Genomic DNA, 25641 nt, shown 5'->3' with positions numbered 1-25641 from the left:
GCCCTCCCGTGAATCCGTACCTAGTCCGTCTTTTCTCGCTGGCCCGGCAGCCCAGCCGCCGCATCATTGGCCTGATGTCGGGCACTTCGCTCGATGGGCTGGACGTGGCGCTGTGCCGCTGCGTCGGGCACGGAGCCGGGATGCAGACCACGTTGGAGCATTTTGCCACGCTGCCTTACCCGGCGGAGTTTCGCCTGCGGCTGCGCGCCATTTCGCAGCCCACCGTGGCGTTGCAGGATGTTACCATTCTCAATGCCGAAGTGGCCCGCCAGCACGCGGAAATGGTGCTGGGGTGCCTGCAATCCTGGCTGGTGGCGGCGGCCGAAGTCGACCTCATTGCCAGCCACGGCCAAACCATCTGGCACGCGCCGCGCCACCAGCATCAGCAGGCCAATTTCCCGCACCACGCCACGCTGCAAATCGGCGATGGCGACCATTTGGCGGCGCGCACCGGCATCATCACCGTGGCCGATTTCCGGCAGAAACACGTGGCTCACGGCTTCGAGGGAGCCCCCCTGGCTGGCTATGCCGACGAGTTGCTGTTTTCCTCTCCCACCGAAAACCGCCTGCTGCTCAACCTCGGCGGCATTGCTAATTTCACGTACCTACCGGCCCGGCCCGCTGGCCAGCCCCTCACCACTGATACCGGCCCTGGCAACACGTTGCTCGATGCCGTAACGCGGCAGCATTTCCCGGGCCAGGAATACGATGAAAACGGCGCAATTGCGGCCAGCGGTACCGCTCATGCAGCCCTGCTACAGGAATTGCTTAGTCACCCGTTTTTCGCCGCACCGCTACCTAAAACCACCGGACCGGAGCTGTTCGGTCCCGACTATCTGCACGAAGCCCAAATCAAAACCGACACCGCTTCCCTCCCACCCGCCGACGTGCTGGCCACCCTGGTTGAGCTAACGGCTACCGGGGTAGCCCGCGCCGTTGCGCAGTGTTTGCTAGAAGCCGAGCAATCCAATGCCGCCTGCTACGTGAGCGGCGGCGGCAGCCACAATGCCGCACTGCTCCGGGCCCTGCAACGGCACCTGCCCACGGCTCGCTTCGCACCCATCGATGCCCTTGGCATTCCCGCCGATGCCAAAGAAGCCGTGCTGTTTGCCGTATTGGCCAACGAAACCGTGGCGGGCACCCCCGGCATTAGCTTGGGCAAAATCTGTCTGCCCTAGTTGTCTGCTCTGCAACGTTATTGGCACGTTTCCGCAGCAGACAATAGCTACCGGTTTTGCACTTTTTTTGTCGCGGGCTTTTTTGGCCGGGTAGCGTCAGTCGGGCGTAGGCTAAACCCCAGCACCGCCCGGGTAGCGGTGTCCCGAAAAGTAACTTCCAGCAGCTCTGAGGGAATTCGCAGACTGGAGTCAGCCGCGAAAGAAAAGCTGTAGAATAGCCGAGAGCTCCCTCTGTCGCCCAGGCGCATGCCTAGCTTGTAAAGTTCGATGGCGGTGCCGCGCCCGGGCCGCTGGCCACTTTTCCAGAGGGGCCGGGCCGCCGCAGTAAACCGGGCGAGGCTAATACCCTGCCGGACTTCCGGCGCCAATCGGTTGTAAGCGGACGAATAATTGGCGCGAAGCACGGCCCGTAGGAATTGTCCGGCCGCCTGCCCCTGGCTGAGCGCCGGGCTGGTCCCCGCGTCCTGCTGCGCCTTTCTCAGCCCACCGCTAGCCGCTCCCGCAACTAACAGTGCCAGCGCCAGCAGGCTTGCCCTGGCACTGGTTAGCCACCGCTTCTGCTTCCGGCCTGAATATGCTTGCATAGCCAAAAATAAGCGGGGGCGGCTGGCCCGGACATTGGTCCGGGCAGCCGCCCCCGCTCCGAGCCCTAGTGGGCTCGGTTAGCTTGCGCAGGTTATTCGACTACCACGCGGCGCGTCACGTTCAGGTTCGTGCCGGTGAGGTGCAGCACATACACCCCGGTAGCCAAGCCACGCGTCGGAATCTCGGCCTGATTGGCGCGGCCGGTGCCCAGCTGCAATTGCTGCGAGCTCACCCGCTGCCCCAAGGCATTGTACAAGTCCACCGATGCCGTGCAGGTTGCGCCCACACCGGTCATTTGCACGCGCAAGGCATCGCCGTTGGCCACGGGGTTAGGCGCTACGGCCACGCTGTAGCCAGCGGTTTGCTCGCGGCTGGCCAGCCCGGTGGTTACCGTCACGGCCAGGGACGCGAGGTTGTTGGTTTCGTTGGCTTCGGCTACCACATTCAGCGGGTCGGCCACAAACAGCACGTAGTAAGCACCCGGCGTGGTGCTGGCCGGCACGGTGGCTACCAACTGGCGGTTGGCGCTTACCGTGGCCGCCAGCGAGGTACCGGCGCTGCTACCCAGCTGAACGTCGCTGGCATCCAGCGTCTGGTTGGTGGAGAGGTAATAGCCCACGGCCGAGCTGGCCGCCGAACCGCCACCCTGGTTGGCCACGGTAGCGCTCAGCGACAGGTTGCCACCAGCGGGCACCGACGACGGCGAAGCGCCAATCTGCGTCAGCAGCAGGTCGGGCAGAATCGTGGGAGCCGTTACGCAGGTCACGGCAGCATCGAAGCCCGAGGCCGTCACGCTGCCATCGCTCGTGAATACCAGCGTCAGGGCACCGGTCGAATTGGTAGCCATGATGGGCAGCGACGGCATGGCCGTAAGCGTAGCCAGCAGCGGCGACTGTGCATCCGGACCATCGTAAATCATCAAACGGTCGCAGCAGGATTCCACTGCGAACGAGTTGAACGAAAGCTGAATGCGGCTGTTGGCCGTGCCGGGGTTGATGGTCAGCGTGCCGTTGGCATTGTCCGAATAGTTGCCGAATCCGCCGTGGTCATACACCGTGGTGCTGCAGGTAGTCACGGTATTAGTGCCCGAGAAAGGCACAATGGTACCCGTGAAGGGGCCCGTTACCGTGAAGTAGTAATAGGCTACGTTGTTGTTCTCGTTGGTTTCCGTCACCACGTTCGTGGGGTCGGCTACGGCCAGCAGGTAGTAGTTGCCAGCAGCGGTACCCGTCGGGATGGTCACGTTGCCATACGAGGTCAACGACTGGTAGGCCCCAAGCTGGCCGCCGGTGGTCGTGCTCATCAGCACATCGTTGGCATCCAGCGTCGAGTTCGTCGACAGGTAATAGCCCACGTTGCTGCTCGGCGAGGACGTGTTGCCTGCATTGTAGATGTAGGAAGTAACCGCAACCGAAGTACCAGGTGCTACCGACGTGAGGTTCATGTACAGCTGCGTAATCTGCAGGTCGATGCTCGGCGCAGTTACCTGGATGGTGGTGCTGGCTACGTTGTTGTTTTCGTTGGTTTCCGTTACCGCATTGGCCGGGTCAGCCACAAACAGCACGTAGTAGTAGCCCGGTGCCGTTGCCGTCGGAATGGTAGCCGAGGCCGTCCGGTAGGCGCTCAACCCAGCCGACAGCGAGCCACCAGCCACGGTGGTCAGCAACACGTCGCTGGCATCCAGTGTCGAATTGGTCGACAAATAATAGCCAATAGTGCTACTCGGCGACGACAACGAGCCCGTGTTGTAGATATACGAGGTCAGGCTCAGCGTTGCTCCAGTACCAACGGTGTAAGGCGAGGCATACACCTGGCTCATCTGCAGGTCGATGCCCGGAGCCGTTACCACCAGGGTGGTGCTGGCCACGTTGTTGTTCTCGTTGGTTTCGGCCACCGCATTGGTTGGGTCGGCCACAAACAGCACGTAATACGTGCCCGAAGCCGTAGTTGCCGGCACCGTGATGGTTGAGTAAATGCTCAGGTAACCGCCGCCATACAGCGTGGAGTTTGGCTGGCTGCCCACCAGCACATCATTCGCGCTGAATACATTGTCCGTCGACAAGTAGAAATTGATGTTGGCCGGGGTAGCAGCGCTATTGCCGAGGTTGTTGAGGTAGCACGAAGCGCTTACGCTGGCCCCTGCCGCCACCGAAGTGGGCGTCACATAGGGGTAGGTCACCGACAAATCAATCGTTGGAGCAATTACCTGAATGGAGGTGCTGGCTACGTTATTGGTTTCGTTGGTTTCCGTCACCGCATTGGCCGGGTCGGCCACAAACAGCACGTAGTAGTAGCCGGCCGCCGTGCCCACTGGCACAGTAGCCGAAGCCGTGCGGTAGGAGCTTGCATTGGCTGCCAATGAGCTGCCGGCCACGGTGTTCAGCAGCACGTCGCTGGCATCCAGCGTCGCGTTCGTCGACAGGTAGTAGCCCACCGTGCTGCTCGGCGAGGAGACGGTACCCGTGTTGTAAATGTACGAGCTCAGGCTCAGCGTGCCGCCGGCCCCAATGGTGTAGGGCGAGGCATATACTTGGCTCATTTGCAGGTCGATGCCCGGAGCCGTTACCACCAGGGTGGTGCTGGCCACGTTGTTGTTCTCGTTGGTTTCCGTCACGGCATTAGCCGGGTCGGCCACAAACAATAGGTAGTACGTGCCCGAAGTCGTAGCCGACGGTACCGTGATGGTTGAGTAGATGCTTAGGTAACCACCGCCGTACAGCGAAGAATTCGTCTGGCTGCCTACCAGCACGTCGTTCGTGCTGAACACGTTGTCCGTCGACAGGTAGAAGCTGATATTCGCAGGGCTGGCCGTGGCATTGCCCAGGTTATTGAGGTAGCACGAAGCGCTGGCGCTGCCCCCCGCCGCCACCGTTGTCGGCGAAACGTAGGGGTAGGTTACCGACAGGTCAATCGTCGGCGCAATTACCGTCAGCGCCACGCTGCTCACGTTGTTGGTTTCGTTGGTTTCCGTCACCACGTTCGTGGGGTCGGCCACAAACAGTACGTAGTAGCTGCCTGCCGCCGTGCCCACCGGCACCGTCAGGTTAGCCGAGCGGTACGAGGATAAGTTGGCAGCCAACGAACCGCCCGTTACGGTCGACAGCAGCACGTCGCTGGCATCCAGCGTAGTATTGGTCGAGAGGTAAAAGCCCATCGTGCTGCTCGTAGCCGTCACGTTGCCCTGGTTATATATCGATGCCGAAGCCTGCACCGTACCGCCGGCCACGGTTGAAGTATAGTACAGCGAAGGCTGCTGCACTATCAAATCCACACCGGGAGGGGCTACTGTAATAGCAACGGATGCCACGTTGTTCGTCTCGTTGGTTTCCGCTACTTGGCCCTGATAGTCGGCCACAAACAGAATGTAGTAGGTTCCTGGCGTCAGGCCCGTCGGAATTGCGGCCGTACCGTAGCGCGACGATGAATACGTCGTAGTGAGGGACCCACCGTACTGCGAAGTCAACAGGACATCGTTGGCATCCAATGTGTTATTGGTAGAAATATAAAAACCAACGCTACTGCTGGCAGCCGTGGCATTACCCGTATTCAGGATATAGCAGCTCATGGATATCGGTGTGCCCACGGCCGTAGTCGTTGGCGTCACTGACGGCTGCAAAATAGTCAGGTCGATGCTGGGTGCCGTCACCGTCACGTTCACCGAGGCCACGTTATTGTTTTCGTTGCTCTCGCTCACCTGGCTCAGGTAGTCGCCAGCAAACAGGATATAGTAGCTGCCCGGCGCGGTCGTGGCCGGAATAGTAACCGAAGCATAGCGGCTGCTCGACAAGCCCGGGTTCAGCGAGGCCCCCGTCGAATTACCCAGCAGTACGTCGTTGGCATCCAGCGTGGCATCCGTCGAGAAATAATAGCCAACGCTGCTGCTGCTGGCCACCCCGGCCCCGATGTTATAAATAGAGCAGCTCAGCGACACCGAATTGCCGGCCACCGTGCTCAGGGGGCTCACCGAAGCGCCCTGCACTGCCAAATCGGCCAGCGGCACCGTCGTTACGCACGACACGGCCGCCTCAATACCGCTCAGGCTGTAGTAGTAGTCACTCTGGAGCACCACCGTCAGGCTGCCCGTTGCGTTGGTCGCGTACACCGATGCCGGGGGCAGGTTGTAGTTGGTGTACTCGCCAATGAGCGGTGCCGAAGTCGAGCTGCCATCATAAATCCGCACTACATCGTAGTAAGGGTCAATATTGAACTGGCTGAATTGCAGGCGGATTTTATTGCCAGCGGTGGCCGGGACCAGCGTGGTCCCCCCCAACGCGTTGGTCGAGTAAGGTCCCGACGCGCCGCCATCGTCATAGAGCGTGCCCGCGCAAGTGGTCACGGTATTTATGCCCGAAGTGGGCAGCAGGTAAGTCTGCGCATTCGCCAACTGGCTCCAGAGCAGCACGGCCACCAATATGCACCAGCGCACAGGTGTCCGAAAAATCGCATCGTAGGATTGCTTCATGTGAAAAGGTTTAGGAATGAAAAGGGAATTTGTAGTAATGTCAGAAGTGGCTGGACAACAGATTTTGCACAACAATATTGTTATACCGTGTCTACCGAAACTTCCCGCTATTAATTTTCGCTTTGGGGCACCAGCACGAATACGTCCTCGCCGGGGCGTTTCATCAGGTATTTTTCCCGCGCAAACTTTTCCAGCAACGCCGGCGAGCTCATCAGTTCGGCTCGCTCTTTTTTTACCACCTCAATATTGTCAAGGTAATATTGCTTCTCATTACGCAGTTCTTTCCACTTCTGGTAGATGTCAAACTGCTTGCCCACATCGTTGGCATCGAACACCAGCATCCAGACTAAAAAGCCCACACCGGTCAGAAAATAGAAGCTGCGCACTACCCGAACTATCGGGCTAATGAAGAAAGGTAGATTCATCGATATAAAGGTAATACAAACGGCCAATTTCGCTAGTGCGAAATTGGCCGTTTGTGCTCTTAATCACTGAAATAATTACATCTTCTTGCCAGGGAAGTACGCCACCTCGCCCAACTCTTCCTCAATGCGGAGCAGCTGGTTGTACTTGGCCATCCGGTCCGAGCGCGAAGCCGAGCCGGTCTTAATCTGGCCGGTGTTCAGGGCCACGGCCAAATCGGCAATCGTGCTGTCCTCCGTCTCGCCCGAGCGGTGGCTCATCACCGACTTATAGCCATTGCGGCGGCCCAGGTTCACGGCATTGATGGTTTCCGTCAGCGTACCAATCTGGTTCACCTTGATGAGAATGGCATTGGCAATACCTTCATCAATGCCACGCTGCAAGCGGTCTACGTTGGTTACGAACAAGTCATCGCCCACCAGCTGCGTCTGTTTGCCCACGCGCTCCGTGAGGGCTTTCCAGCCGCTCCAGTCGTCCTCGTCCATGCCGTCCTCCAGGCTGATGATGGGGTACTTCTTCATCCAGTCAGCCCAGTAGTCTACCATCTGCGACGAAGTCAGTTTATCGCCGGTGCTTTTCTTGAAGTGGTACACACCATCCTCGTAGAACTCCGACACCGCTGCATCCATCGCAATGAACACGTCCTCGCCGGGGCGGTAGCCGGCCGTTTCAATGGCTTGCAGCACAATCTTAATTGCGTCCTCGTTCGACTTGATGTTCGGCGCAAAGCCACCTTCGTCACCCACATTGGTGCTAAAGCCTTGCTTCTTCAACACGTTTTTCAGGTGGTGGAAAATCTCCGTGCCCCAACGCAGCGCTTCCGAGAAGGATGACGCCCCCGTGGGCATAATCATGAATTCTTGGAAGTCAATCGAGTTGTCGGCGTGCGAGCCACCGTTCAGAATGTTCATCATCGGCACCGGCAGCGTAGCAGCCCCTACCCCGCCCACGTAGCGGTATAGCGGCATGCCCGCATCTTGCGCCGCCGCGCGGGCAGCGGCCAGACTCACACCCAAAATGGCATTGGCACCCAAGTTGGCTTTGTTGGGAGTGCCGTCCATCTCCAGCATAATCTTGTCGAACAGGGCCTGCTCGTACACCGAGAAACCCACCAATTCTTCCGCAATGCGCGAATTTACGTTCTCTACCGCCTTCAACACGCCCTTACCCATATACATGGACTTGTCGTCATCGCGCAGTTCTACCGCTTCGTGTTTGCCCGTGCTGGCGCCCGATGGAACGGCCGCCCGGCCTACCACACCCGAGTCAAGCGTTACGTCAACTTCTACCGTCGGATTACCGCGGGAATCAAAAATCTGGCGAGCGTGAATTTGCGAGATGAAGCTCATAGCAAGTCGTTTTGTAAACAGTTAAATATGCTGCAAACGTACGCGAATCAACCCGCATAAGCACGCTTACAGTATTAAAAGAACGTTTTACATCACTCTCCTAAAGCTTGCGCTAACGATTGAATCTGTCTTATAAAGTCATTTATTTCACTGTATGTAGCCAGAATTTTTCGCACAAAAAAGGGACGCCCCTCACGGAGCGTCCCTTTCAATCTTGCAGCAACTACTATGAATTAAGCGCCGGCCTCGTCAGCCTTAGCGTCTTCGCGGCTCTCGCCGTCTTTTACCGTTTCGGTAGCCGTGTCAGCCGGAGCCGACTGCTCAACTACTGCGGCTGGAGCCACAGCTTCGCCTTTTACTTCGGTAGCCGAAGTAGCAGCGTCGCCCAAAGCCTTCTTGCCACCACGACGCGAACGACGGGTAGTGCCAGCAGCAGCCTTATCGGCAGCAGCCTGCTTCGACTCAATCAGGGTTTCGTTGAAGTCCACCAGCTCGATGATGCACATATCGGCGTTGTCGCCCAGACGGGTATCGCTCAGCTTCAGGATGCGGGTATAGCCACCGGGACGGTTAGCAATTTTGCCCGAAATGTTGCCAAACAGCTCCTTAATCGACTCTTTGTCCTGCAGAGCGGCGAACACCATACGACGCGAGTGCGTCGTGTCTTCCTTCGACTTGGTCAGCATCGGCTCTACGTACTTGCGCAGGGCTTTGGCTTTGGCCACAGTCGTCGTCAGACGCTTGTGCAGGATGAGCGACGAAGCCATGTTCGACAACATGGCGTGGCGGTGGGCGGTAGTCCGGCCCAGGTGGTTGATTTTTCTTCCGTGACGCATTGGTCGTTTGAAAAAATGTGTGCTTGCGGGCGGCGACCACGGCGGGCCTCAAGGCCTCATTAGAACCGCTGCCCCTGGGGCACACTGGTGAAATAGTAAATGGATAAAAAAGAAGATGTGCTAACCCGCCGGACAAGTCCAGCCAATCAGCACATCCGGTATTCTAACTACTAGTCTTCGTCCAGGCGATACTTGCCCAGGTCCATGCCGAACTCCAAACCACGCTCTTCCACGAGGTTTTCGAGTTCGGTCAGGCTCTTCTTGCCGAAGTTGCGGAACTTCATCATGTCGGCAATTTCGAGCTGCACCAATTCGCCCATCGTCTTGATGTCGGCAGCCTTGAGGCAGTTCTTGGCGCGTACGCTGAGCTCCATGTCCTCCAGGGGAGTCTTGAGCATCTTGCGCATCTGCATGGTTTCCTCATCAATCGGCTCGTCTTCGGTCACGCGCGGGCCCTCGAGGGTCATCGTGTTGTCCGAGAACAGCATGAAGTGCTGAATGAGGATGTTGGCCGCACCTTTCAGCGCGTCCTCCGGGTGAATCGAACCGTCGGTCTGAATCTCGATAACGAGCTTCTCGTAGTCGGTCTTCTGCTCCACACGGGTGTTCTCGATGCTATACTTCACGTTCTTGATGGGCGTGTAGATAGCGTCGATGGCAATCTGACCGAAAACCTGGTCAGCCGGCTTGTTCTCGTCGGCGGGCACGTAGCCACGGCCACGGGCAATCGTCAGCTCCAGCTCCAGCTCCACGCTGGGGTCGAGGTGAGCAATTACGTGGTCGGGGTTCAGTACTTCGAAACCGCTGGCGAACTTGGCAATATCAGCGCCCGAGAAGGTATCCTGGCCTTTCACGCGCACCGTAATTTTATCCGAGATGGCATCGCTCACTTTCTTGAAGCGGACCATCTTCAGGTTCAGGATGATTTCGGACATGTCCTCAATCACCCCTTCGATGGTCGAAAACTCGTGCAGCACGCTGTTAGTGCGCACCGACGTGATGGCGAAACCCTCCAGCGACGACAACAGAATGCGACGCAGCGCATTGCCGATGGTGACGCCGTAGCCCTTCTCGAGCGGCTTAAATTCAAACGTCCCGGTGAAGTCGTCGGATTTCTCCATCACCACTTTCTCCGGCATCTGAAAAGCTAAGATTGACATATGTGGGGCGTAAAAAATTAGAAAAAAATTGGTGAAGTATAAGCACAAGTGCGGCCCGACAAACTGCCGGGCCGCTACCAGTAGCGTTATTTACTTCGAATACAGTTCGACGATGAGCTGCTCGGTGATTTTCTCCGGAATCAGCTCACGGGCGGGGGCGTTGAGGAACTTGCCAGCCAACTCCTTGCCGTCCCACTCCAGCCACGAGAACTGGCGCGAGTTGCGAACCGACAGGCTCGTGGTGATGGCTTCCAGCGACTTCGACTTCTCACGCACGGCCACGATGTCGCCGGGACGGAGGTGGTACGAAGGGATGTTCACCACTTCACCGTTCACGGTGATGTGCTTGTGACCAACGAGCTGGCGAGCAGCGCGACGCGTCGAGGCAATGCCCAAACGGTACACGGCATTGTCCAGACGGGCTTCCAGCAGGGCGAGCAGGTTGTCGCCGGTGATGCCGGGCAGTGCTGCAGCTTTGTGGAACAGGTTTTCGAATTGCTTCTCCAACATGCCGTACATGTACTTCACCTTCTGCTTCTCCATCAGCTGGACAGCGTACTCCGACTGCTTCTTGCGACGGCCGCGGCCGTGCTGGCCCGGAGGATAGGCTTTCTTGTTGAGCGCTTTGCTCGGGCCGAAAATCGGCTCGTTGAAGCGACGGGCAATTTTTGAGGTAGGGCCGGTATAACGTGCCATTGTAATCTAATTTCTGAAGTGGAAAACTAAACGCGACGACGCTTGGGGGGGCGGCAGCCGTTGTGCGGCAGCGGCGTTACGTCGCGGATGGTGGTCACCTCAATGCCCACGTTGCCGAGGGCGCGGATGGCCGACTCACGGCCCGAGCCTGGACCTTTAACAAATACTTCGGCTTTGCGCATGCCCAGGTCGTGGGCCACTTTGCCGCAGTCGCTCATCGCCATTTGAGCGGCGTAGGGCGTGTTTTTCTTCGAACCACGGAAGCCCATTTTGCCGGCCGAAGCCCACGAAATAACTTGACCGTTGTTGTTGGTGATGGAGATGATGATGTTGTTGAACGAGGCACGGATGTGTACCTGGCCCACCTGCTCCACCACGACAACGCGCTTCTTGGCTTTGTCTTTTCTTTTTTGTGCCATTTGGTTATCGCAAAAAATGCGGGAGGTGTTGGCGCTGGCTGCGCGAGTATGGTACCCGCCAGAGCCAGCGCCGATTCCCGGTTAAATTTATTTCGTTGCCTTCTTCTTGCCGGCCACCGTTTTGCGCTTGCCCTTGCGGGTACGCGAGTTGTTCTTGGTACGCTGACCACGAACCGGCAGACCTTTGCGGTGACGCAGACCACGGTAGCAGCCGATGTCCATCAAACGCTTGATGTTCGTCGTTACTTCCGAGCGCAGCACGCCTTCGGTCTTGTGTTCGGCGGCAATGATGGCGCGGACAGCACCCGACTCCTCGTCGGTCCAGTCCTTTACCTTCTTGTTGACGTCGACGCCAGCTTTTACCAGAATCTTGCTGGCGTTGCTCCGGCCGATGCCGAAAATGTAAGTCAGCGAGATTTCGCCGCGCTTGTTGTCCGGGATATCAACCCCTGCGATACGAGCCATTGTGTGTGGTTATGTGTTTGCGGACAGAAACCCGGCAACTACTTGGAAGGCGGGCCGAAGGCTAGTAACCAACGACTCAGTACCCAAGGTTCCGGGGTTCTAAAAATTTGAATTAACCCTGACGCTGCTTAAAGCGCGGGTTCTTCTTGTTGATGACGTAGAGTTTGCCATTACGGCGGACCAGTTTGCAGTCCACGCTACGCTTTTTCACCGAGGTTTTTACTTTCATGACCTGTGAAGGGAAACGGGTTTATTTATAACGATACTTAATCCGGCCCTTCGACAAGTCGTAGGGCGACATTTCCAGCTTCACCTTGTCGCCGGGCAGAATCTTGATGTAGTGCATCCGCATCTTGCCCGAAATGTGGGCAATCAGCTGGTGACCATTCTCCAGCTCCACGCGGAACATGGCGTTGGAGAGGGCTTCCAGGATGGTTCCGTCCTGCTCAATCGAGGCTTGTTTTGCCATAAGGGCTACTGCTGCAATGCTTTTTCGATGTATTCAAAGGAGGTGAGAATCTCCGCCTTTTCTTTTCTAACTACTACGGTGTGCTCGAAGTGCGCCGAGGGCTTGCGGTCCTTGGTGCGGATGGTCCAACCATCCGCCTCCTGCACCACGTCCTTCTTGCCCAAGTTTATCATCGGTTCAATGGCGATGACCAGCCCCGTTTGCAAGAGCGGCCCGGAACCCCGTTTGCCGTAGTTCGGCACATCGGGGCTTTCGTGCAGCTTCGCGCCAACTCCGTGGCCAACCAACTCACGCACCACCCCGTAGCCCAACGGGCCTACATGGTTCTGGATAGCGTAGCTGATGTCGCCCACGCGGTTGCCGCTCACGGCTTGTTCGATGCCTTTGTACAGGGCTGCTTTCGTTTCCTTCAGCAGCGTTAGCACTTCCGGCGCCACCTCCCCAATTGGGTAGGTGTAAGCACTATCTGAATGGTAGCCATTCAGCAACACCCCGCAATCCACCGAGATGATGTCGCCGCTTTTTAGCGGCTCGTCGGTGGCGAACCCGTGCACCACCACCGCATTCGGCGAGAGGCACAGGCTGTAGGGGAAATCGTATAAACCTTTGAAAGAAGGTATCCCACCGTTGTCTCGGATGAATTCCTCCGCGCGCTTATCAAGCTGCCGCGTCGTCACTCCTTCCTTGATGAGACTCGCGACTTCGCCGTGAGCCCGGGCTAGCAGTTGGCCGCTCGCCCGCATGAGGTCAATCTCTTCTTCGGTTTTGTATTGTATCGGACCTTTTGCCATTATGCTGGTTACGAGGCGATGGAAATGGGCTGGGCCGTGCGACCGCGCAGCTTACCCGATTTCATCATGCCGTCGTAGTGCTGCATCAACAAGTAGCTCTGCACTTGGTTCACCGTGTCGAGCACTACCCCCACCATGATGATGAGCGACGTGCCGCCATAGAAAGCCGAGAACGGACGGGTTACGCCCAGCAACAAGGCCAGCGCGGGGAATATGGCGATGAGGGCCAGCGCTACAGCACCCGGCAGGGTGATGCGCGTCAGGATTTCATCGATGTATTCCGAGGTATCGCGGCCAGGCTTCACGCCGGGTACGAAACCACCGCTCCGCTTCAGGTCATCGGCAATCTGGTTAGGGTTAACGCTGATGGCCGTGTAGAAGTAAGTGAAGATGATAATCAGCAGGCCGAAGGTCAGGTTGTACTGCCACGAGGTGTAGTCCGAAAACTTCACGCCGATGTAGCTGGCGGTATCGCTCTGGTTCTGCCATACCGAGGCCACGATGGCGGGTACGAACATCAGCGACTGGGCAAAAATGATGGGCATTACACCGGCTGCATTCACCTTGAGAGGAATGAACTGACGCTGGGCGTCCAGCTGCGTAGTGCCACCTACTTGCTTAGCGTACTGCACCGCGATGCGGCGAACCGCCTGCGTGAGCACGATAACCGCCATAACCACGAGGAACAGCACCACCATTTCCAGCAGGAAAATGAGGGATTTGTTGACGCCTTTGGCAGCAGCCTCACCGATGATGGCACCGGGGAGACGCGACACGATGCCAATCATGATAATCATGGAGATACCGTTGCCGATGCCTTTGTCCGTGATTTTCTCGCCAAGCCACATGCAGAACAACGTGCCGGCCGTGATGATAATCATGGTCGAAACGGTGAAGAATGTGCCGGGGTTGATGATGGCCTCAGCGTTAATCGTGGCGATGAAGCCAACCGATTGAGCCAATACAATCGGAATCGTGAGAACCCGGGTGTACTGGTTGATTTTCTTACGTCCCGACTCGCCTTCCTTCTGAAGCTTCTGGAAGTAGGGCACGGCGATGGTGAGCAGCTGCAACACAATCGACGCCGAGATGTACGGCATGATGCCCAGCGCGAAGATGGACGCGTGGCTGAATGCGCCGCCAAGCAGCGTATCCAGAATGCCAAACAAGCCTTGGGCGCCGGTCTTGAGTTGCGTGGGGTCAACGCCCGGCAACACCACGTAAACGCCTAGGCGATAGATGGCAATGAAGAAAAGCGTATTGAGGATTCGCGTACGCAAATCCTCAATCGCAAAAATGTTTTTTATCGACTCGATAAACTTATTCATTGCCGAAGGTAGCTATTAGAGCGTTACCGCTTTGCCGCCAGCTTTCTCGATGGCTTCAACAGCTGATTTCGAGAAGGCGTGAGCATGAACTTCAACAGCAGTGGCGATTTCGCCGCGGCCGAGAACTTTGATTTTGGCGTTTTTCGAAACCAGACCGGCGGCCACGAAGTAAGCGGCATCCAGAGTGGTGGCGCTGTTCTTCTCGAGAAGGCCAGCGAGCACGTCAAGGTTGATGGCTTTGTACTCGACGCGGTTGATGTTCGTGAAGCCGAACTTGGGCACACGGCGCTGGAGGGGCATTTGGCCACCTTCAAAGCCGGACTTGCGCTTGTAGCCCGAACGTGACTTGGCGCCTTTGTGACCACGGGTCGACGTGCCACCGCGCGTGGAGCCTTCGCCCCGGCCAATCCGCTTCTCGTTTTTAGTCGAGCCGTAGGCGGGCGATAGATTGCTGAGATTAAGCATGACGATAATAGTCTTACAGTTCGGTTACTTGGAGCAGGTGCTGCACGCTCTTCACCATGCCCAGGATGGACGGGTTGGATTCGTGGGTAGCGGTGCTGTTGAGTTTGTTCAGGCCGAGGGACTGAACGGTGCGCTTCTGACGCTCGGGGCGGTCAATGGCGCTGCGCACGAGCTTTACTTGAATTTGTGCCATGTCAATTAACCGTTAAAAACGCGGGCCAAAGAAATACCACGGGCTTGAGCGATTTGCAACGGGTCGCGCATTTTGGCGAGGGCTGCAAACGTCGCTTTCACCACGTTGTGAGGGTTCGACGAACCTTTCGACTTCGCCAGCACATCCTTAATACCGGCGCTCTCGAACACGGCGCGCATAGCACCGCCGGCGATTACACCCGTACCGGCAGCAGCCGGCTGGATGAGCACGAAACCACCGCCGTAGCGGCCTTCCATGAGGTGAGGAACGGTGTGCTTGTACATGGGCACTTTCACCACGTTCTTCTTGGCGTCGTCAATGCCTTTGGCAATGGCGTCGGTTACTTCGTTGGCTTTGCCGAGGCCGTAGCCTACGTTGCCGTTGCCGTCGCCTACTACCACGATGGCAGAGAAGCTAAAGCGGCGACCGCCTTTCACCACCTTCGCTACGCGGTTGATGGCTACTACTTTTTCTTTGAAGTCGGAGTCAGCCCCCATGCGGGAGTTGTCCTTGTTCCGGTCGCGGTCGTTGCTGCGCTGACGGTCTCCGCCAGGACGATTGTTGTCGCGTTCTTGCGCCATGATAGTTTAGAAATTGAGGCCGCCTTCGCGGGCTCCTTCAGCCAATGATTTTACGCGACCGTGGTAGAGGTAACCTGAGCGGTCGAACACCACTTTCGTGATGCCTTTCTCTTGGGCGACGGCGGCGAGCTGCCGGCCTACAGCAGCAGCCAGAGCTACACCATTGCCACCTTCGGAGGTTACTTTTTTCGACGTAGCAGCAGCCAGGGTACGGCCGGTCGTGTCGTCGATAATCTGAGCATAAATGCCTGTGTTGCTGCGGAACACCGACAAGCGCGGACGCTCCGTGGTACCGGACACTTTCGTGCGGATGATGCGCTGAATCCGCTTGCGGCGAGTTGCTTTATCAAATGCCATGATGCGAATTTATTTAGAGGCCGTTTTACCAGCTTTGCGACGGATAATCTCGCCCACGAAGCGCACACCTTTGCCTTTGTAGGGCTCCACTTTGCGCAGCGAACGAATTTTGGCGGCCACTTGGCCCAGCAGCTGATTGTCGATGCTATTCAGCGTCACAATCGGGTTCTTACCCTTTTCGGTTACTGCGGTAGCGGATACTTCGCTGGGGAGGGCGATGTACACGTTATGCGAGTAGCCGAGGGCCAGTTCCAGCGTGCTGCCCACGAGCGAGGCTTTGTAACCTACGCCAACCAGCTCGAGTTTTTTCTCGAAACCAGCGCTAACACCGGTCACCATGTTGTTGATGAGGGCGCGGTAGAGGCCGTGCATGGCCTTGTGGCGCTTCTGCTCGGTGGGGCGGGTTACGGTGAGGGTACCGTCTTCCACAGCTACGGTGATGTCGCGGTCTACTTGCGTAGTGAGCGTGCCTTTGGGGCCTTTCACCGTCACCGCGTTGTTGTTGTCGACCGAAATAGCGACCCCGGCGGGGACAGAAATCGGCAGTTTACCAATACGTGACATAATTGAATTTGCTAAAGCGGTTCCGGACTAGTACACGTAGCACAGCACCTCGCCGCCCACGTTCTCGGTTTTGCACTCCTTTTCGGTCATCACGCCTTTCGAGGTCGAGATGATGGCCACACCCAGGCCGCTAAGGACGCGGGGCAGGTTGTCGGCGGCCACGTACTGACGCAAGCCGGGCGTCGAAACGCGCTGCAGCTTGGTGATAGCGGGGGCCTTCGTGGTGGGGTTGTACTTCAGGGCGATTTTGATGGTGCCCTGAACCGACGAATCATCAAAACGGTACGACTGGATGTACCCTTTGTGGTACAGCACTTTCGTGATTTCCTTTTTGATGTTGCTGGCCGGGATTTCTACCACCCGGTGGTTCGCCTTGATGGCGTTGCGTACCCGAGTCAGGTAGTCGGCAATGGGGTCAGTGTTCATTGATAATTAAATACGTCCGCTTTTTTCGGAGCGCAAAGATAAGAAAATTTCGCCCGGCTGCCAATGGCGCCTAACGAAATTTCGGGTTAAGACTACTTGGCACGTCCGGCGACGGTCCGGCCAATGGTTTCTTTCGGCAACCTGCCAAATGATTTTGAGGCACGCCTCGGGTTTTGGGTGTGCAAAGGTAGCGGGAGGCGAAGCACTTATGCAAGGGTGCTATGCAAATTTCCGTTGAGCGTTGCCGCTACTCAATCGACCGAAACAGCCGGCTCCAGCGGACTTTGTGCAGTAAGTCTGCATTGGGGTCAAGGGACAGCCAGGTGAATACGGCTTTGCCCACAATATGGTCTTCGGGTACGAAGCCCCAGAAGCGGGAGTCTTCGGAGTTGTGGCGATTGTCACCCATCATGAAGTAGTAGTTCTGCTTGATGGTATAGCGCGTGAGCGGCTGGCCGTTCTGGTATATCATCCTGTGCTGCCAAGTAATGCCCTCGTTGTGCTCGTACTGGGCCACGATTTTGTAATAGATGGCCGCGTTGGCCGGCGTGAGGACAATAGTCTGGCCCTGGCGTGGCACCGGCAGCGGGCCGTACTCATCGAGCTGCCAATGGTTGGGCACGCTGCTGGCGGCCTGCGATACGTCGAAGTCGGCCACGTCGGGGAAGAGTTGCACGGGGTATTGCAATACTTCCAGCGACTTCGCGTAGGGCTGCCGGCGGAAGTAGGCGGCCACCTCGGCCGGGCAGCTAATGACGAAGCCGTGCTTGCCCGTTTCGGGGTTGACGATGGCGCGGGGCACGCCGTCGGGCTCGCGGTAGTCGACCACCCCATGGGCGTGCAGCGCGGCCAGGATTTCATCGTTGGGCGCGGCAACCTGCATGAAGTAGGTGGTTTGGGGGCGGCCGGCTACCGCGCCGGGCTGGCCGTTGAGGAACACTTGACCGTGACGTAGCGTCAGGGTGTCACCGGCCACGGCGATGCAGCGCTTGATGAGGTTGGTGCGCAGGTCGGCGGGGCGTTGCGGCTCGTGGGGCACGTGGAATACCACCACGTCGTTGCGTTTCACCGTGCTGAAACCGGGGAAGCGGTAGGTGGTCAGCTGGACGAGGTCGGAATAGCTCTGCGGGCCGCCTTCCCACAGCGTTTGGTGTGTGAGGGGTACTTGCAGCGGCGTTTGGGGCGTGATGGGGCCGTAGTGCAGCTTGCTTACCATGAGATAATCGCCTACCAACAGCGTACCCTCCATACTTTCCGAGGGGATGGTGTAGGCCTCCACCGCCGACCAACGCAGCAGCGTGGCGGCCACGATGGCGAAAATCAGGGAGTCGGCCCATTCGCGGGTTTTGCTTTTGGGCGGCTTGGGCGAAGAGTTAGCTCTGCGGGAAGAGAAGTAAGGAATACGCATAAGCAACGTGTTAAAGTAATGGCTGCGTGGTATCACAATGCCTTTATCAACATCAACGCCGTAGCTCTTCTGCTATTGCCTAGTTCCCCCGCCGCCCCAGCAGCTTGAGAAACGGAAGTGGCTAGGTGGATTCTTTTCAAGCAATTTGCTCACCGCATCTATAGAGCCTTTTTCAACTGCCTTGCATCTATGAATGCTTTGCGGCTTGCATCAAAATCATTCAAATTCATCCTTACATACTTTCCAAATGGGAGAATCCACAATGTGTCGCTTTCGCCCCCTCGACTCATAGATGATACAGACCTGTCGAAACGCAAGAGTATCACCAGCAACATTCAGTTTCAGTCCGTAGTGCCCTTAATAGCTTGAAAGAAACAGTTGATTATTCACTTCACGAATACCGAACCAATTATCCATCCACCCGGGGGTAAAGCCTCCGAATCTATTCTTTTTTAGGTGCAGGCGTTACCCTGCGCCATTCACCAAGAATGTTGGTTTTAGTTATTCCTGATTTCTTTTCGGCGCAACTAAATACGATACTACCGGCACCGCAAAGCAGGCAAAAAGATGAAAGCTTCATATTAAAAAGTAGTTAGCCTCGCTACGAACTGAAGTATTGTAATCTAATGGCAGATAGGAACATAAAAGCAAAATTCCCAAGCCGAAGTCCTTGCAGACCTCAACTTGGGAATTAAAACTTTATTGCGAAAATCGAAGCTTACCAGCTCGACTTGGTCACACCGGGAATCTTCCCAGCAAGAGCCATTTCGCGGAAACGCACGCGGCTGATGCCAAACTTGCGCATGTAGCCGCGGGGGCGGCCGTCAATCATGTCGCGATTGTGCAGGCGCACGGGCGAAGCGTTTTTGGGCAGCTTGTCGAGACCTTCGTAGTCGCCGGCAGCTTTCAGCGCCTTACGCTTCTCAGCGTAGCGGGCCACGGTGGCAATGCGCTTGCGCTCCCGTGCTTTGATGGATTCTTTAGCCATGAGTTCGGAAGATTAAGCGTCTTTTTTAGCGTTGGCGAAAGGCATGCCGAACGCCTTGAGCAGCTCGTAGCTCTGCTCGTCGTTCTCGGCGGTGGTCACGAACGTGATGTCCATGCCAGAGATGCCTTTGATTTTGTCAATCGAGATTTCGGGGAAGATGATTTGCTCCTTCACGCCGAGCGTGTAGTTGCCACGACCATCAAAACCTTTGTCGTTGATGCCTTTGAAGTCACGTACGCGGGGCAGGGCTACCGTCAGCAGACGGTCCATGAACTCGTACATTTTCTCGCCGCGCAACGTCACTTTCGCGCCGATGGGCATGCCTTCGCGGAGCTTAAAGTTCGACACCGATTTCTTGGCGATGGTCGCTACAGCTTTCTGACCCGTGATTTGGGTCAACTCTTCTACACCGTTATCAACCAGTTTCTTGTCAGCAACAGCAGCACCGATGCCGCGGTTGATGCAAATTTTGGTGATACGGGGTACCTGCATGATGCTCTTAAACTGGAATTTCTCCTGGAGCGCGGGTACAACGTCTTTTTTATAAATGTCTTTGAGACGGGCCATGATGAAGGGGGCTGCTTAAGCCGTTTTCTTGGCAGTGGCACGCTTGGCCTTGGCAGGTGCAGCCGGAGCTGCTGCTGCTGCGGCGCCTTTGCGCACCCGCTCACCGGTGGTGGGGTTAATAGCCTGCACGTTGCTCACGTGGATGGGCGCCTCAATCTTGGTGATGCCGCCCTGAGGCGATTTGGCGCTCGGCTTGTTGTGTTTCGTTGCCAGGTTCAGGCCCTCCACGATAACGCGCTGGGTTACCCGGTTCACCGACTTAATCACGCCGGTTTTGCCCTTCTCGTCGCCGGCAATCACCTTCACGGTATCGCCCGACTTCACGTGCAGCTGCACGGGGTCTGCTTTCTTGATAGCCATGGTTTAGATTACTTCGGGGGCTAGGGATACGATTTTCATGAACTGACGCTCACGCAGCTCGCGGGCCACGGGGCCGAAGATGCGCGTGCCGCGGGGCTCGTCGTTGTTGTTGAGCAACACGGCGGCGTTGTCGTCGAAGCGGATGTACGAACCGTCTTTGCGGCGCACTTCCTTCTTCACACGCACCACCACGGCTTTGCTCACGGTGCCTTTCTTGGCGTTGCCCGAAGGGATGGCCGACTTGATGGCCACCACAATCTTGTCGCCAACGCTGGCGTATTTCTTGCCCGTGCCACCCAGAACGCGGATGCAGAGGACTTCCTTGGCGCCGCTGTTGTCGGCCACCGTCAGGCGGGATTCTTGCTGTATCATCGGACTGAATTATTTAGCGCGTTCAACAATTTCAACCAGGCGCCACCGCTTGGTCTTGCTCAGCGGACGGGTGCTCATGATGCGCACCGTGTCGCCTTCGCCGCACTCATTTTTCTCGTCGTGGGCGTGGAATTTCGTGGTTTTGGTCACGAACTTGCCGTACTTGGGGTGCTTTTGTTTCTGCACCACAGCCACGGTGATGGACTTGTCCATCTTCGAGCTCGTTACCGTGCCGGTGATTTCCTTGCGCATGTTGCGCGAGTCTTCAGCTACGGCTTGGTCTTGGGTTGTTACGTCGGTTGCCATCGGTTATTGAGCGGAGTTAGTGGACTGCTCGCTTTTGCGACGGTTCTGCTCGGTGAGCAGGCGGGCGACAGTCTTACGGTTGGCTTTCAGGCGGGCGGGGTTTTCGAGGGGCGAAATCGCGTGAGCGAAACGCAGCTGCTGACCCGTGGTCTGCTCGGCTTTAATTTGCTCTTTCAGCTGGTCAGCGGAAAGGCCTTTGAGGTCGGTCTTGTTCTTCATCGGAATTAGGCGGCTTCAGTGTAGTCGCGGCGAACCACGAAAGAAGTTTTCACCGGCAGTTTCTGGGCAGCCAGACGGAGCGACTCCTTGGCTACTTCCAGCGAAACCCCGTCCGACTCGAACATGATTTGGCCGGGCTTCACGCAGGCTACCCAATACTCGGGCGAGCCTTTGCCCTTACCCATGCGCACCTCAGCGGGCTTCTTGGTAATCGGCTTGTCGGGGAAAATGCGAATCCATACTTGCCCTTCGCGTTTCATGGCGCGGGTCATGGCGATACGAGCAGCCTCAATTTGGCGAGCCGTAATCCAAGACACTTCCAGCGACTTGATAGCGAACGAACCGAAGTCAATGGAGCTGCCGCGGTAGGCCAGGCCTGTTACGCGACCCTTTTGCATCTTGCGATACTTGGTCCTTTTCGGTTGTAACATTTTAATTTATTGTAAAAAGAGTGTTCTTAAAAGAGAGGGGCGAACAGCCGAACATTTCGCTTCGTTCACCCAAAGCGGCAAACGAAGCGAAATGACTCGATTTTGTTCTAGCGACGCGGGCCGCGAGCGGCACCGCCGGTAGCACCACCGCCTTGGGCAGGGCCGTTACGACGGGGACCGGCGTTGTCGCCAGCACCGCCACGGGGGCCACGGTCGTTGCCGCCACGGCCACCGGCACCACCGTCACGACGGGGGCCACGGTCGCCTTCGCGACGCTCGCCGCGGGGGCCGCGGTCGTCACGACGACCACCGCCACCTTCGCCACCGCCCGGGTTGGTGAGCTGCTGGTTCGGCGAGAGGTCGGGCTTGCCGAACACTTCGCCGCGCATTACCCACACCTTGATGCCGATTTTGCCATACACGGTCTGAGCTTCCGACAGAGCGTAGTCGATATCGGCGCGCAGCGTGTGCAGCGGCGTCCGACCTTCTTTGTACTGCTCCGAACGGGCAATTTCAGCACCGCCAAGACGGCCACCGCACTGAATCTTGATGCCTTCGGCACCAACACGCATAGCAGCCTGAATCGACATCTTCATGGCGCGACGGAAGGAGATACGAGCGGCCAACTGCTGGGCGATGCTCTCGCCTACCAGTTTGGCGTCCAACTCCGGACGTTTGATTTCGAAGATGTTGATTTGAACGTCTTTGCTGGTGATTTGCTTCAGCTCGTCCTTAATCTTGTCAACTTCCTGGCCGCCTTTGCCAATCACCACACCCGGACGAGCCGTGTTGATGGTGATGGTGATGCGCTTCAGAGTGCGCTCAATCACAATGCGGCTGATGCCGCCTTTCTGAATGCGCGCGTTGATGTATTTGCGGATTTTCTCGTCCTCCACTAGTTTCTCGGCGAAGTCCTTGCCGCCGTACCAGTTGGAGTCCCAGCCCTTAATCACGCCGAGGCGGAAGCCGGTTGGATTTACTTTTTGTCCCATGTGTGGTTAGGCGTTGGCTTCGTTGTCGGTGGAAGCGGTTTTAGCGGCTTGCGCCTGGGCGGCTTTCGAGCCGGCCTTCTCAACCTTCGTGTCGATTTTCAGCGTCACGTGGTTGCTGCGCTTACGAATGCGGTGGCCACGGCCCTGGGGGGCGGGGCGCAGGCGCTTCAACTGACGGCCTTCATCCACGAAAATCTCGCTGATGTAGAGGTTGGCGTCTTCGATGCGCTCGTCTTCGTTGTGCTGCTGCCAGTTGGCCAAGGCCGACAGGAGCAGTTTCTCAATCTTCTCGGCGCCGATGTTGGCTTCGAAACGCAACAGGCCGAGGGCCTGCGTCACTTTCTTGCCGCGCACTAGGTCGGCCACCAAACGCATCTTGCGAGGCGAGGTCGGCACATTGCGGAGTTTTGCTACTGCTTCCATCTTAGCGCTTGCCTTTATCTTTTTTGGCGATGTGACCACGGAAGTTGCGCGTCGGGGCGAATTCGCCCAGCTTGTGCCCTACCATGTTCTCGGTCACATACACCGGGATGAACTTATTGCCGTTGTGAACAGCGAACGTGTGGCCCACGAAATCCGGAGAAATCATCGAGCGGCGCGACCAGGTCTTCACCACCGATTTCTTACCGGCCGTGTCGAGGGCCGTGACTTTCTTTTCCAGCCGGAAGTCAATGTACGGCCCTTTTTTTAGTGAACGTGCCATCTATTACTTCTTGCCTTTGCGGCTCACAATGAGGTTCTCCGAATACTTGTTCTTGTTGCGGGTCTTCTGACCTTTAGCCAGAATACCGTTACGGCTGCGCGGGTGACCACCCGACGACTTGCCTTCGCCACCACCCATGGGGTGGTCAACGGGGTTCATCACCACACCACGAACGCGCGGACGACGACCAGCCCAGCGGTTGCGGCCGGCTTTGCCCATCACGGTGTTCATGTGGTCGCCGTTCGAAACCGTGCCGACCGTGGCCATGCAGGTCACGAGCACCATGCGCATCTCGCCCGAAGGCAATTTCAGCGTGGCGTAACGGTCTTCGCGGGCTACGATTTGAGCGTAGGTGCCAGCCGAACGAGCCATTGCGGCGCCTTGGCCAGGCTGCAGCTCGATGTTGTGGAGGATGGTACCGAGGGGAATCTCGCGCAGGGGCAGGGTGTTGCCTACTTCGGGAGCTACGCCCGGGCCCGACACAATCTTCGCGCCTACCGTGATGCCGGCCGGAGCGATGATGTAACGCTTCTCGCCGTCAGCATAGTTGAGCAGGGCGATGCGCGCAGTGCGGTTGGGGTCGTACTCGATGGACTTCACAACAGCCGGAACACCGGCTTTATCGCGCTTGAAGTCCACGATGCGGTACTGGGTTTTGTGGCCACCGCCGATGTAGCGGTTGGACATCTTACCGGAGGAGTTCCGGCCACCCGTTTTGTTGAGGGAAGTCAAGAGCGACTTCTCCGGGGTCGACGTCGTAATCTCGTCGAACGCCGGCGCAACGCGGAAGCGCTGCCCTGGGGTTGTTGGTCTGAGTTTTTTGAGTGCCATTACTAGCTAGTTGTGCTTTTGCGGCGGAAAAATTGAAGAGGCCTACAGGTTGCCGTAGAAGTCGATAACGTCGCCTTCTTTCACGGTCACAACGGCTTTCTTACCGTGGGCCCGACGGCCGGTCACCTGACCGCCTTTTGTGCCTTTGGTTTTCATTTTGCCGATGGTGCGCATCGTGTTGATGTCGGTCACAGTTACGCCGTACAGCGCTTCGATGTCCTTCTTGATTTGCACTTTGTTGGCGGTGCGCTCCACTTCAAAAGTGTAGCGGCCTTTTTCGTTCAGGCCGGTGGCCTTTTCGGTCACGATGGGGCGTTTCAGCGTGCTCATTATTCGGCGGTGCTATAAAGTTCAACCAACGATTTCAAGCCGTCTTCCGCAATCAGGAGCGTGTCCGTGTTCAGCAGGTCGTGGGTGTTGATGCCTACCGGGGTAGCCACTTTCACTTTCTGCAGGTTGCGGGCGCTGAGGAGAACATTCTTGTTAGCCTCACCGGTAAGCAGCATGGTCTTTTTGCCGTTGTTCAGCTTGAGGCCGTCCAGGATGGCAACGAAGTCCTTGGTGCGGGGAGCCGAGAGGGCAATGTTCTCCACAACGGAGATTTTGCCATCCTTTGCCAGGCTCGACAGAGCCGACAGACGAGCTGCACGCTTGGTCTTCTTGTTCAGCTTGAAGCCGTAGTCGCGGGGCTGCGGACCGAACATGCGGCCACCACCAACGAACACACCCGACTTCATGCTGCCGGCGCGGGCACCGCCCGTACCTTTTTGTTTCTTGAGCTTCTTCGTGGTGCCGTGCACCTCGTTGCGCTGCTTGGACTTGTGCGTACCCTGGCGCTGGTTGGCCAAGTACTGCTTCACGTCCAGGTACATCACATGCTCGTTTACTTCGAGGCCGAAGATGGCGTCAGACAGGGTCACTTTGCGGCCGGTGTCTTCGCCTTTGAGGTTATATACTGCGAGTTCCATCGTACTAGTCTATTTCTCGATTACCACGTAAGAGTTCTTCGCGCCGGGAATCGAGCCGCTCACCAGAATGAGGTTCTTGTCGCCTACTACGCGCATCACCTTCAGGTTCTGCACTTTCACGCGGTCGTTACCCATGCGGCCACCCATGCGCATCCCTTTGAATACGCGCGAAGGCCACGAGCACGCACCGATAGAACCGGGGTGACGCAGACGGTTGTGCTGGCCATGAGTCTGGCCACCAACACCCTGGAAGTTGTAACGCTTTACAACACCCTGGAAACCCTTACCTTTCGAGGTGCCTACTACGTCAACGAATTCGCCCTCTTCGAACAGAGTAGCGTCGATGGTAGCGCCGGCGGCGTAGGTCGATTCAGCGTCGAGGCGGAATTCAACCAGCTTTTTCTTAGGCGTGGTACCGGCTTTTTTGAAGTGACCAACCAGTGCTTTGGTGGTGTTCTTCTCTTTTTTCTCACCGTAACCCACTTGAATGGCGGTGTAACCGTCATTCGCGATAGTCTTAACCTGCGTCACTACGCACGGACCCGCTTCGATGAGCGTGCAGGGAATGTTTTTCCCGTCCGGAGTGAAGAGGCTTGTCATACCGATTTTCTTACCGATAATGCCAGGCATTCTGTTAATGATTAAATGACACAAAAAGAAAACGGCCGAGTGCCGTTTTCGCTAAGGGAGTGCAAAGATAGAGAAAAAGGCCGGGCTATCACAATGTAGCCGAGAAATATTTTCTCAAT

At 57.1% G+C, this 25641-nt stretch carries 35 protein-coding genes; 1 reads left to right on the top strand and 34 read right to left on the bottom strand.

Translation table 11 applies throughout. The features are described 5' to 3' along the window. Nucleotides 1-8 precede the first annotated feature (8 nt). Nucleotides 9-1178, top strand: a complete 1170-nt coding sequence (locus I7X13_RS15595; protein ID WP_317191582.1) for an anhydro-N-acetylmuramic acid kinase — start codon at nucleotides 9-11, stop codon at nucleotides 1176-1178. Nucleotides 1179-1854: 676 nt separating this feature from the next. Here the strand turns inward: I7X13_RS15595 and I7X13_RS15590 are convergent. From I7X13_RS15590 to rplC, 34 genes are all read right to left on the bottom strand, one after another. Further along, on the bottom strand, nucleotides 1855-6225 hold the full coding sequence (locus tag I7X13_RS15590) for a CARDB domain-containing protein (protein ID WP_198076179.1): 4371 nt from the start codon (nucleotides 6223-6225) through the stop codon (nucleotides 1855-1857). Between the two features lie 110 nt (nucleotides 6226-6335). Next, nucleotides 6336-6650 carry an FtsB family cell division protein gene (locus I7X13_RS15585; protein ID WP_198076178.1) on the bottom strand — a complete coding sequence of 105 codons (315 nt, stop codon included), beginning with the start codon at nucleotides 6648-6650 and terminating at the stop codon, nucleotides 6336-6338. A 75-nt stretch (nucleotides 6651-6725) separates the two neighbouring features. Further along, entirely contained in the window at nucleotides 6726-7997 is a 1272-nt protein-coding gene (eno, locus tag I7X13_RS15580) for a phosphopyruvate hydratase (RefSeq protein WP_198076177.1), read from the bottom strand. A gap of 233 nt (nucleotides 7998-8230) precedes the next feature. Further along, nucleotides 8231-8833, bottom strand: coding sequence for a 50S ribosomal protein L17 (gene rplQ / locus I7X13_RS15575; RefSeq protein ID WP_198076176.1), 603 nt, complete (start codon nucleotides 8831-8833; stop codon nucleotides 8231-8233). A gap of 170 nt (nucleotides 8834-9003) precedes the next feature. After that, entirely contained in the window at nucleotides 9004-9993 is a 990-nt protein-coding gene (locus tag I7X13_RS15570; protein ID WP_198067467.1) for a DNA-directed RNA polymerase subunit alpha, read from the bottom strand. Nucleotides 9994-10083: 90 nt separating this feature from the next. Continuing rightward, nucleotides 10084-10689, bottom strand: a complete 606-nt coding sequence (gene rpsD / locus I7X13_RS15565) for a 30S ribosomal protein S4 (protein WP_196291021.1) — start codon at nucleotides 10687-10689, stop codon at nucleotides 10084-10086. A 26-nt stretch (nucleotides 10690-10715) separates the two neighbouring features. Continuing rightward, the gene (rpsK, locus tag I7X13_RS15560; RefSeq protein WP_035567868.1) at nucleotides 10716-11108 is read right to left on the bottom strand and encodes a 30S ribosomal protein S11; all 393 of its coding nucleotides are present in this window, start codon (nucleotides 11106-11108) and stop codon (nucleotides 10716-10718) included. Nucleotides 11109-11195: 87 nt separating this feature from the next. Further along, complete coding sequence (gene rpsM, locus I7X13_RS15555; protein ID WP_196291020.1) at nucleotides 11196-11573, bottom strand: 30S ribosomal protein S13; 378 nt, start codon at nucleotides 11571-11573, stop codon at nucleotides 11196-11198. 112 nt (nucleotides 11574-11685) lie between these two features. Continuing rightward, nucleotides 11686-11802, bottom strand: a complete 117-nt coding sequence (gene rpmJ / locus I7X13_RS15550) for a 50S ribosomal protein L36 (protein WP_046246595.1) — start codon at nucleotides 11800-11802, stop codon at nucleotides 11686-11688. A 21-nt stretch (nucleotides 11803-11823) separates the two neighbouring features. Further along, a complete protein-coding gene (infA, locus tag I7X13_RS15545) occupies nucleotides 11824-12042 on the bottom strand; it encodes a translation initiation factor IF-1 (protein ID WP_035567874.1) in 219 nt (72 codons plus the stop codon). A gap of 5 nt (nucleotides 12043-12047) precedes the next feature. After that, nucleotides 12048-12833: a type I methionyl aminopeptidase gene (map, locus tag I7X13_RS15540; RefSeq protein ID WP_198076175.1), complete on the bottom strand. Its 786-nt coding sequence runs from the start codon at nucleotides 12831-12833 to the stop codon at nucleotides 12048-12050. A gap of 8 nt (nucleotides 12834-12841) precedes the next feature. After that, nucleotides 12842-14161, bottom strand: coding sequence for a preprotein translocase subunit SecY (gene secY / locus I7X13_RS15535; protein WP_198067464.1), 1320 nt, complete (start codon nucleotides 14159-14161; stop codon nucleotides 12842-12844). Nucleotides 14162-14176: 15 nt separating this feature from the next. Beyond that, entirely contained in the window at nucleotides 14177-14626 is a 450-nt protein-coding gene (rplO, locus tag I7X13_RS15530) for a 50S ribosomal protein L15 (protein ID WP_196291018.1), read from the bottom strand. A gap of 13 nt (nucleotides 14627-14639) precedes the next feature. Then, a complete protein-coding gene (gene rpmD, locus I7X13_RS15525) occupies nucleotides 14640-14819 on the bottom strand; it encodes a 50S ribosomal protein L30 (RefSeq protein ID WP_190925707.1) in 180 nt (59 codons plus the stop codon). A 5-nt stretch (nucleotides 14820-14824) separates the two neighbouring features. Beyond that, nucleotides 14825-15316, bottom strand: a complete 492-nt coding sequence (rpsE, locus tag I7X13_RS15520; protein WP_035567955.1) for a 30S ribosomal protein S5 — start codon at nucleotides 15314-15316, stop codon at nucleotides 14825-14827. Between the two features lie 90 nt (nucleotides 15317-15406). Continuing rightward, nucleotides 15407-15757 (bottom strand): 50S ribosomal protein L18, encoded by a 351-nt coding sequence (rplR, locus tag I7X13_RS15515; RefSeq protein WP_198076174.1) that lies wholly within the window; start codon nucleotides 15755-15757, stop codon nucleotides 15407-15409. A gap of 9 nt (nucleotides 15758-15766) precedes the next feature. Continuing rightward, nucleotides 15767-16321: a 50S ribosomal protein L6 gene (rplF, locus tag I7X13_RS15510; protein ID WP_198076173.1), complete on the bottom strand. Its 555-nt coding sequence runs from the start codon at nucleotides 16319-16321 to the stop codon at nucleotides 15767-15769. A 27-nt stretch (nucleotides 16322-16348) separates the two neighbouring features. Then, nucleotides 16349-16747 carry a 30S ribosomal protein S8 gene (rpsH, locus tag I7X13_RS15505; RefSeq protein WP_068191741.1) on the bottom strand — a complete coding sequence of 133 codons (399 nt, stop codon included), beginning with the start codon at nucleotides 16745-16747 and terminating at the stop codon, nucleotides 16349-16351. Nucleotides 16748-16994: 247 nt separating this feature from the next. Further along, nucleotides 16995-18155, bottom strand: a complete 1161-nt coding sequence (gene lepB, locus I7X13_RS15500; RefSeq protein ID WP_198076172.1) for a signal peptidase I — start codon at nucleotides 18153-18155, stop codon at nucleotides 16995-16997. Between the two features lie 442 nt (nucleotides 18156-18597). Continuing rightward, nucleotides 18598-18735, bottom strand: a complete 138-nt coding sequence (locus tag I7X13_RS15495) for a hypothetical protein (protein ID WP_198076171.1) — start codon at nucleotides 18733-18735, stop codon at nucleotides 18598-18600. A gap of 138 nt (nucleotides 18736-18873) precedes the next feature. Continuing rightward, on the bottom strand, nucleotides 18874-19143 hold the full coding sequence (gene rpsN / locus I7X13_RS15490) for a 30S ribosomal protein S14 (RefSeq protein ID WP_035567891.1): 270 nt from the start codon (nucleotides 19141-19143) through the stop codon (nucleotides 18874-18876). Nucleotides 19144-19155: 12 nt separating this feature from the next. Continuing rightward, nucleotides 19156-19710 carry a 50S ribosomal protein L5 gene (gene rplE / locus I7X13_RS15485; RefSeq protein WP_198076170.1) on the bottom strand — a complete coding sequence of 185 codons (555 nt, stop codon included), beginning with the start codon at nucleotides 19708-19710 and terminating at the stop codon, nucleotides 19156-19158. A gap of 15 nt (nucleotides 19711-19725) precedes the next feature. After that, nucleotides 19726-20070 carry a 50S ribosomal protein L24 gene (rplX, locus tag I7X13_RS15480; protein WP_198076169.1) on the bottom strand — a complete coding sequence of 115 codons (345 nt, stop codon included), beginning with the start codon at nucleotides 20068-20070 and terminating at the stop codon, nucleotides 19726-19728. A 3-nt stretch (nucleotides 20071-20073) separates the two neighbouring features. Then, on the bottom strand, nucleotides 20074-20442 hold the full coding sequence (gene rplN, locus I7X13_RS15475) for a 50S ribosomal protein L14 (protein WP_198067458.1): 369 nt from the start codon (nucleotides 20440-20442) through the stop codon (nucleotides 20074-20076). A 9-nt stretch (nucleotides 20443-20451) separates the two neighbouring features. Continuing rightward, a complete protein-coding gene (rpsQ, locus tag I7X13_RS15470; protein WP_196286022.1) occupies nucleotides 20452-20748 on the bottom strand; it encodes a 30S ribosomal protein S17 in 297 nt (98 codons plus the stop codon). A gap of 3 nt (nucleotides 20749-20751) precedes the next feature. Further along, complete coding sequence (gene rpmC, locus I7X13_RS15465; RefSeq protein WP_198067457.1) at nucleotides 20752-20967, bottom strand: 50S ribosomal protein L29; 216 nt, start codon at nucleotides 20965-20967, stop codon at nucleotides 20752-20754. Nucleotides 20968-20972: 5 nt separating this feature from the next. Continuing rightward, nucleotides 20973-21398: a 50S ribosomal protein L16 gene (gene rplP / locus I7X13_RS15460; protein ID WP_196286020.1), complete on the bottom strand. Its 426-nt coding sequence runs from the start codon at nucleotides 21396-21398 to the stop codon at nucleotides 20973-20975. A gap of 107 nt (nucleotides 21399-21505) precedes the next feature. Continuing rightward, entirely contained in the window at nucleotides 21506-22390 is an 885-nt protein-coding gene (gene rpsC / locus I7X13_RS15455; protein ID WP_198076168.1) for a 30S ribosomal protein S3, read from the bottom strand. 6 nt (nucleotides 22391-22396) lie between these two features. Next, entirely contained in the window at nucleotides 22397-22813 is a 417-nt protein-coding gene (rplV, locus tag I7X13_RS15450; protein WP_196286018.1) for a 50S ribosomal protein L22, read from the bottom strand. A gap of 1 nt (nucleotide 22814) precedes the next feature. Next, complete coding sequence (gene rpsS / locus I7X13_RS15445) at nucleotides 22815-23093, bottom strand: 30S ribosomal protein S19 (protein ID WP_190925685.1); 279 nt, start codon at nucleotides 23091-23093, stop codon at nucleotides 22815-22817. Between the two features lie 3 nt (nucleotides 23094-23096). Further along, on the bottom strand, nucleotides 23097-23924 hold the full coding sequence (gene rplB, locus I7X13_RS15440; protein WP_198076167.1) for a 50S ribosomal protein L2: 828 nt from the start codon (nucleotides 23922-23924) through the stop codon (nucleotides 23097-23099). 42 nt (nucleotides 23925-23966) lie between these two features. Beyond that, entirely contained in the window at nucleotides 23967-24254 is a 288-nt protein-coding gene (rplW, locus tag I7X13_RS15435) for a 50S ribosomal protein L23 (RefSeq protein ID WP_198067454.1), read from the bottom strand. Then, complete coding sequence (gene rplD / locus I7X13_RS15430; RefSeq protein ID WP_198067453.1) at nucleotides 24254-24892, bottom strand: 50S ribosomal protein L4; 639 nt, start codon at nucleotides 24890-24892, stop codon at nucleotides 24254-24256. Before rplD ends, rplW begins: the two co-directional genes overlap by 1 nt. Nucleotides 24893-24901: 9 nt before the next feature. Beyond that, nucleotides 24902-25522, bottom strand: coding sequence for a 50S ribosomal protein L3 (gene rplC / locus I7X13_RS15425; RefSeq protein ID WP_198067452.1), 621 nt, complete (start codon nucleotides 25520-25522; stop codon nucleotides 24902-24904). Between the last annotated feature and the right edge of the window lie 119 nt (nucleotides 25523-25641).

This window comes from Hymenobacter negativus (assembly GCF_016056375.1).
GTDB lineage: Bacteria > Bacteroidota > Bacteroidia > Cytophagales > Hymenobacteraceae > Hymenobacter > Hymenobacter negativus_A.
The sequence above is the reverse complement of the archived record's forward strand: the minus strand, read 5'-3'. Positions and strand labels throughout refer to the sequence as shown.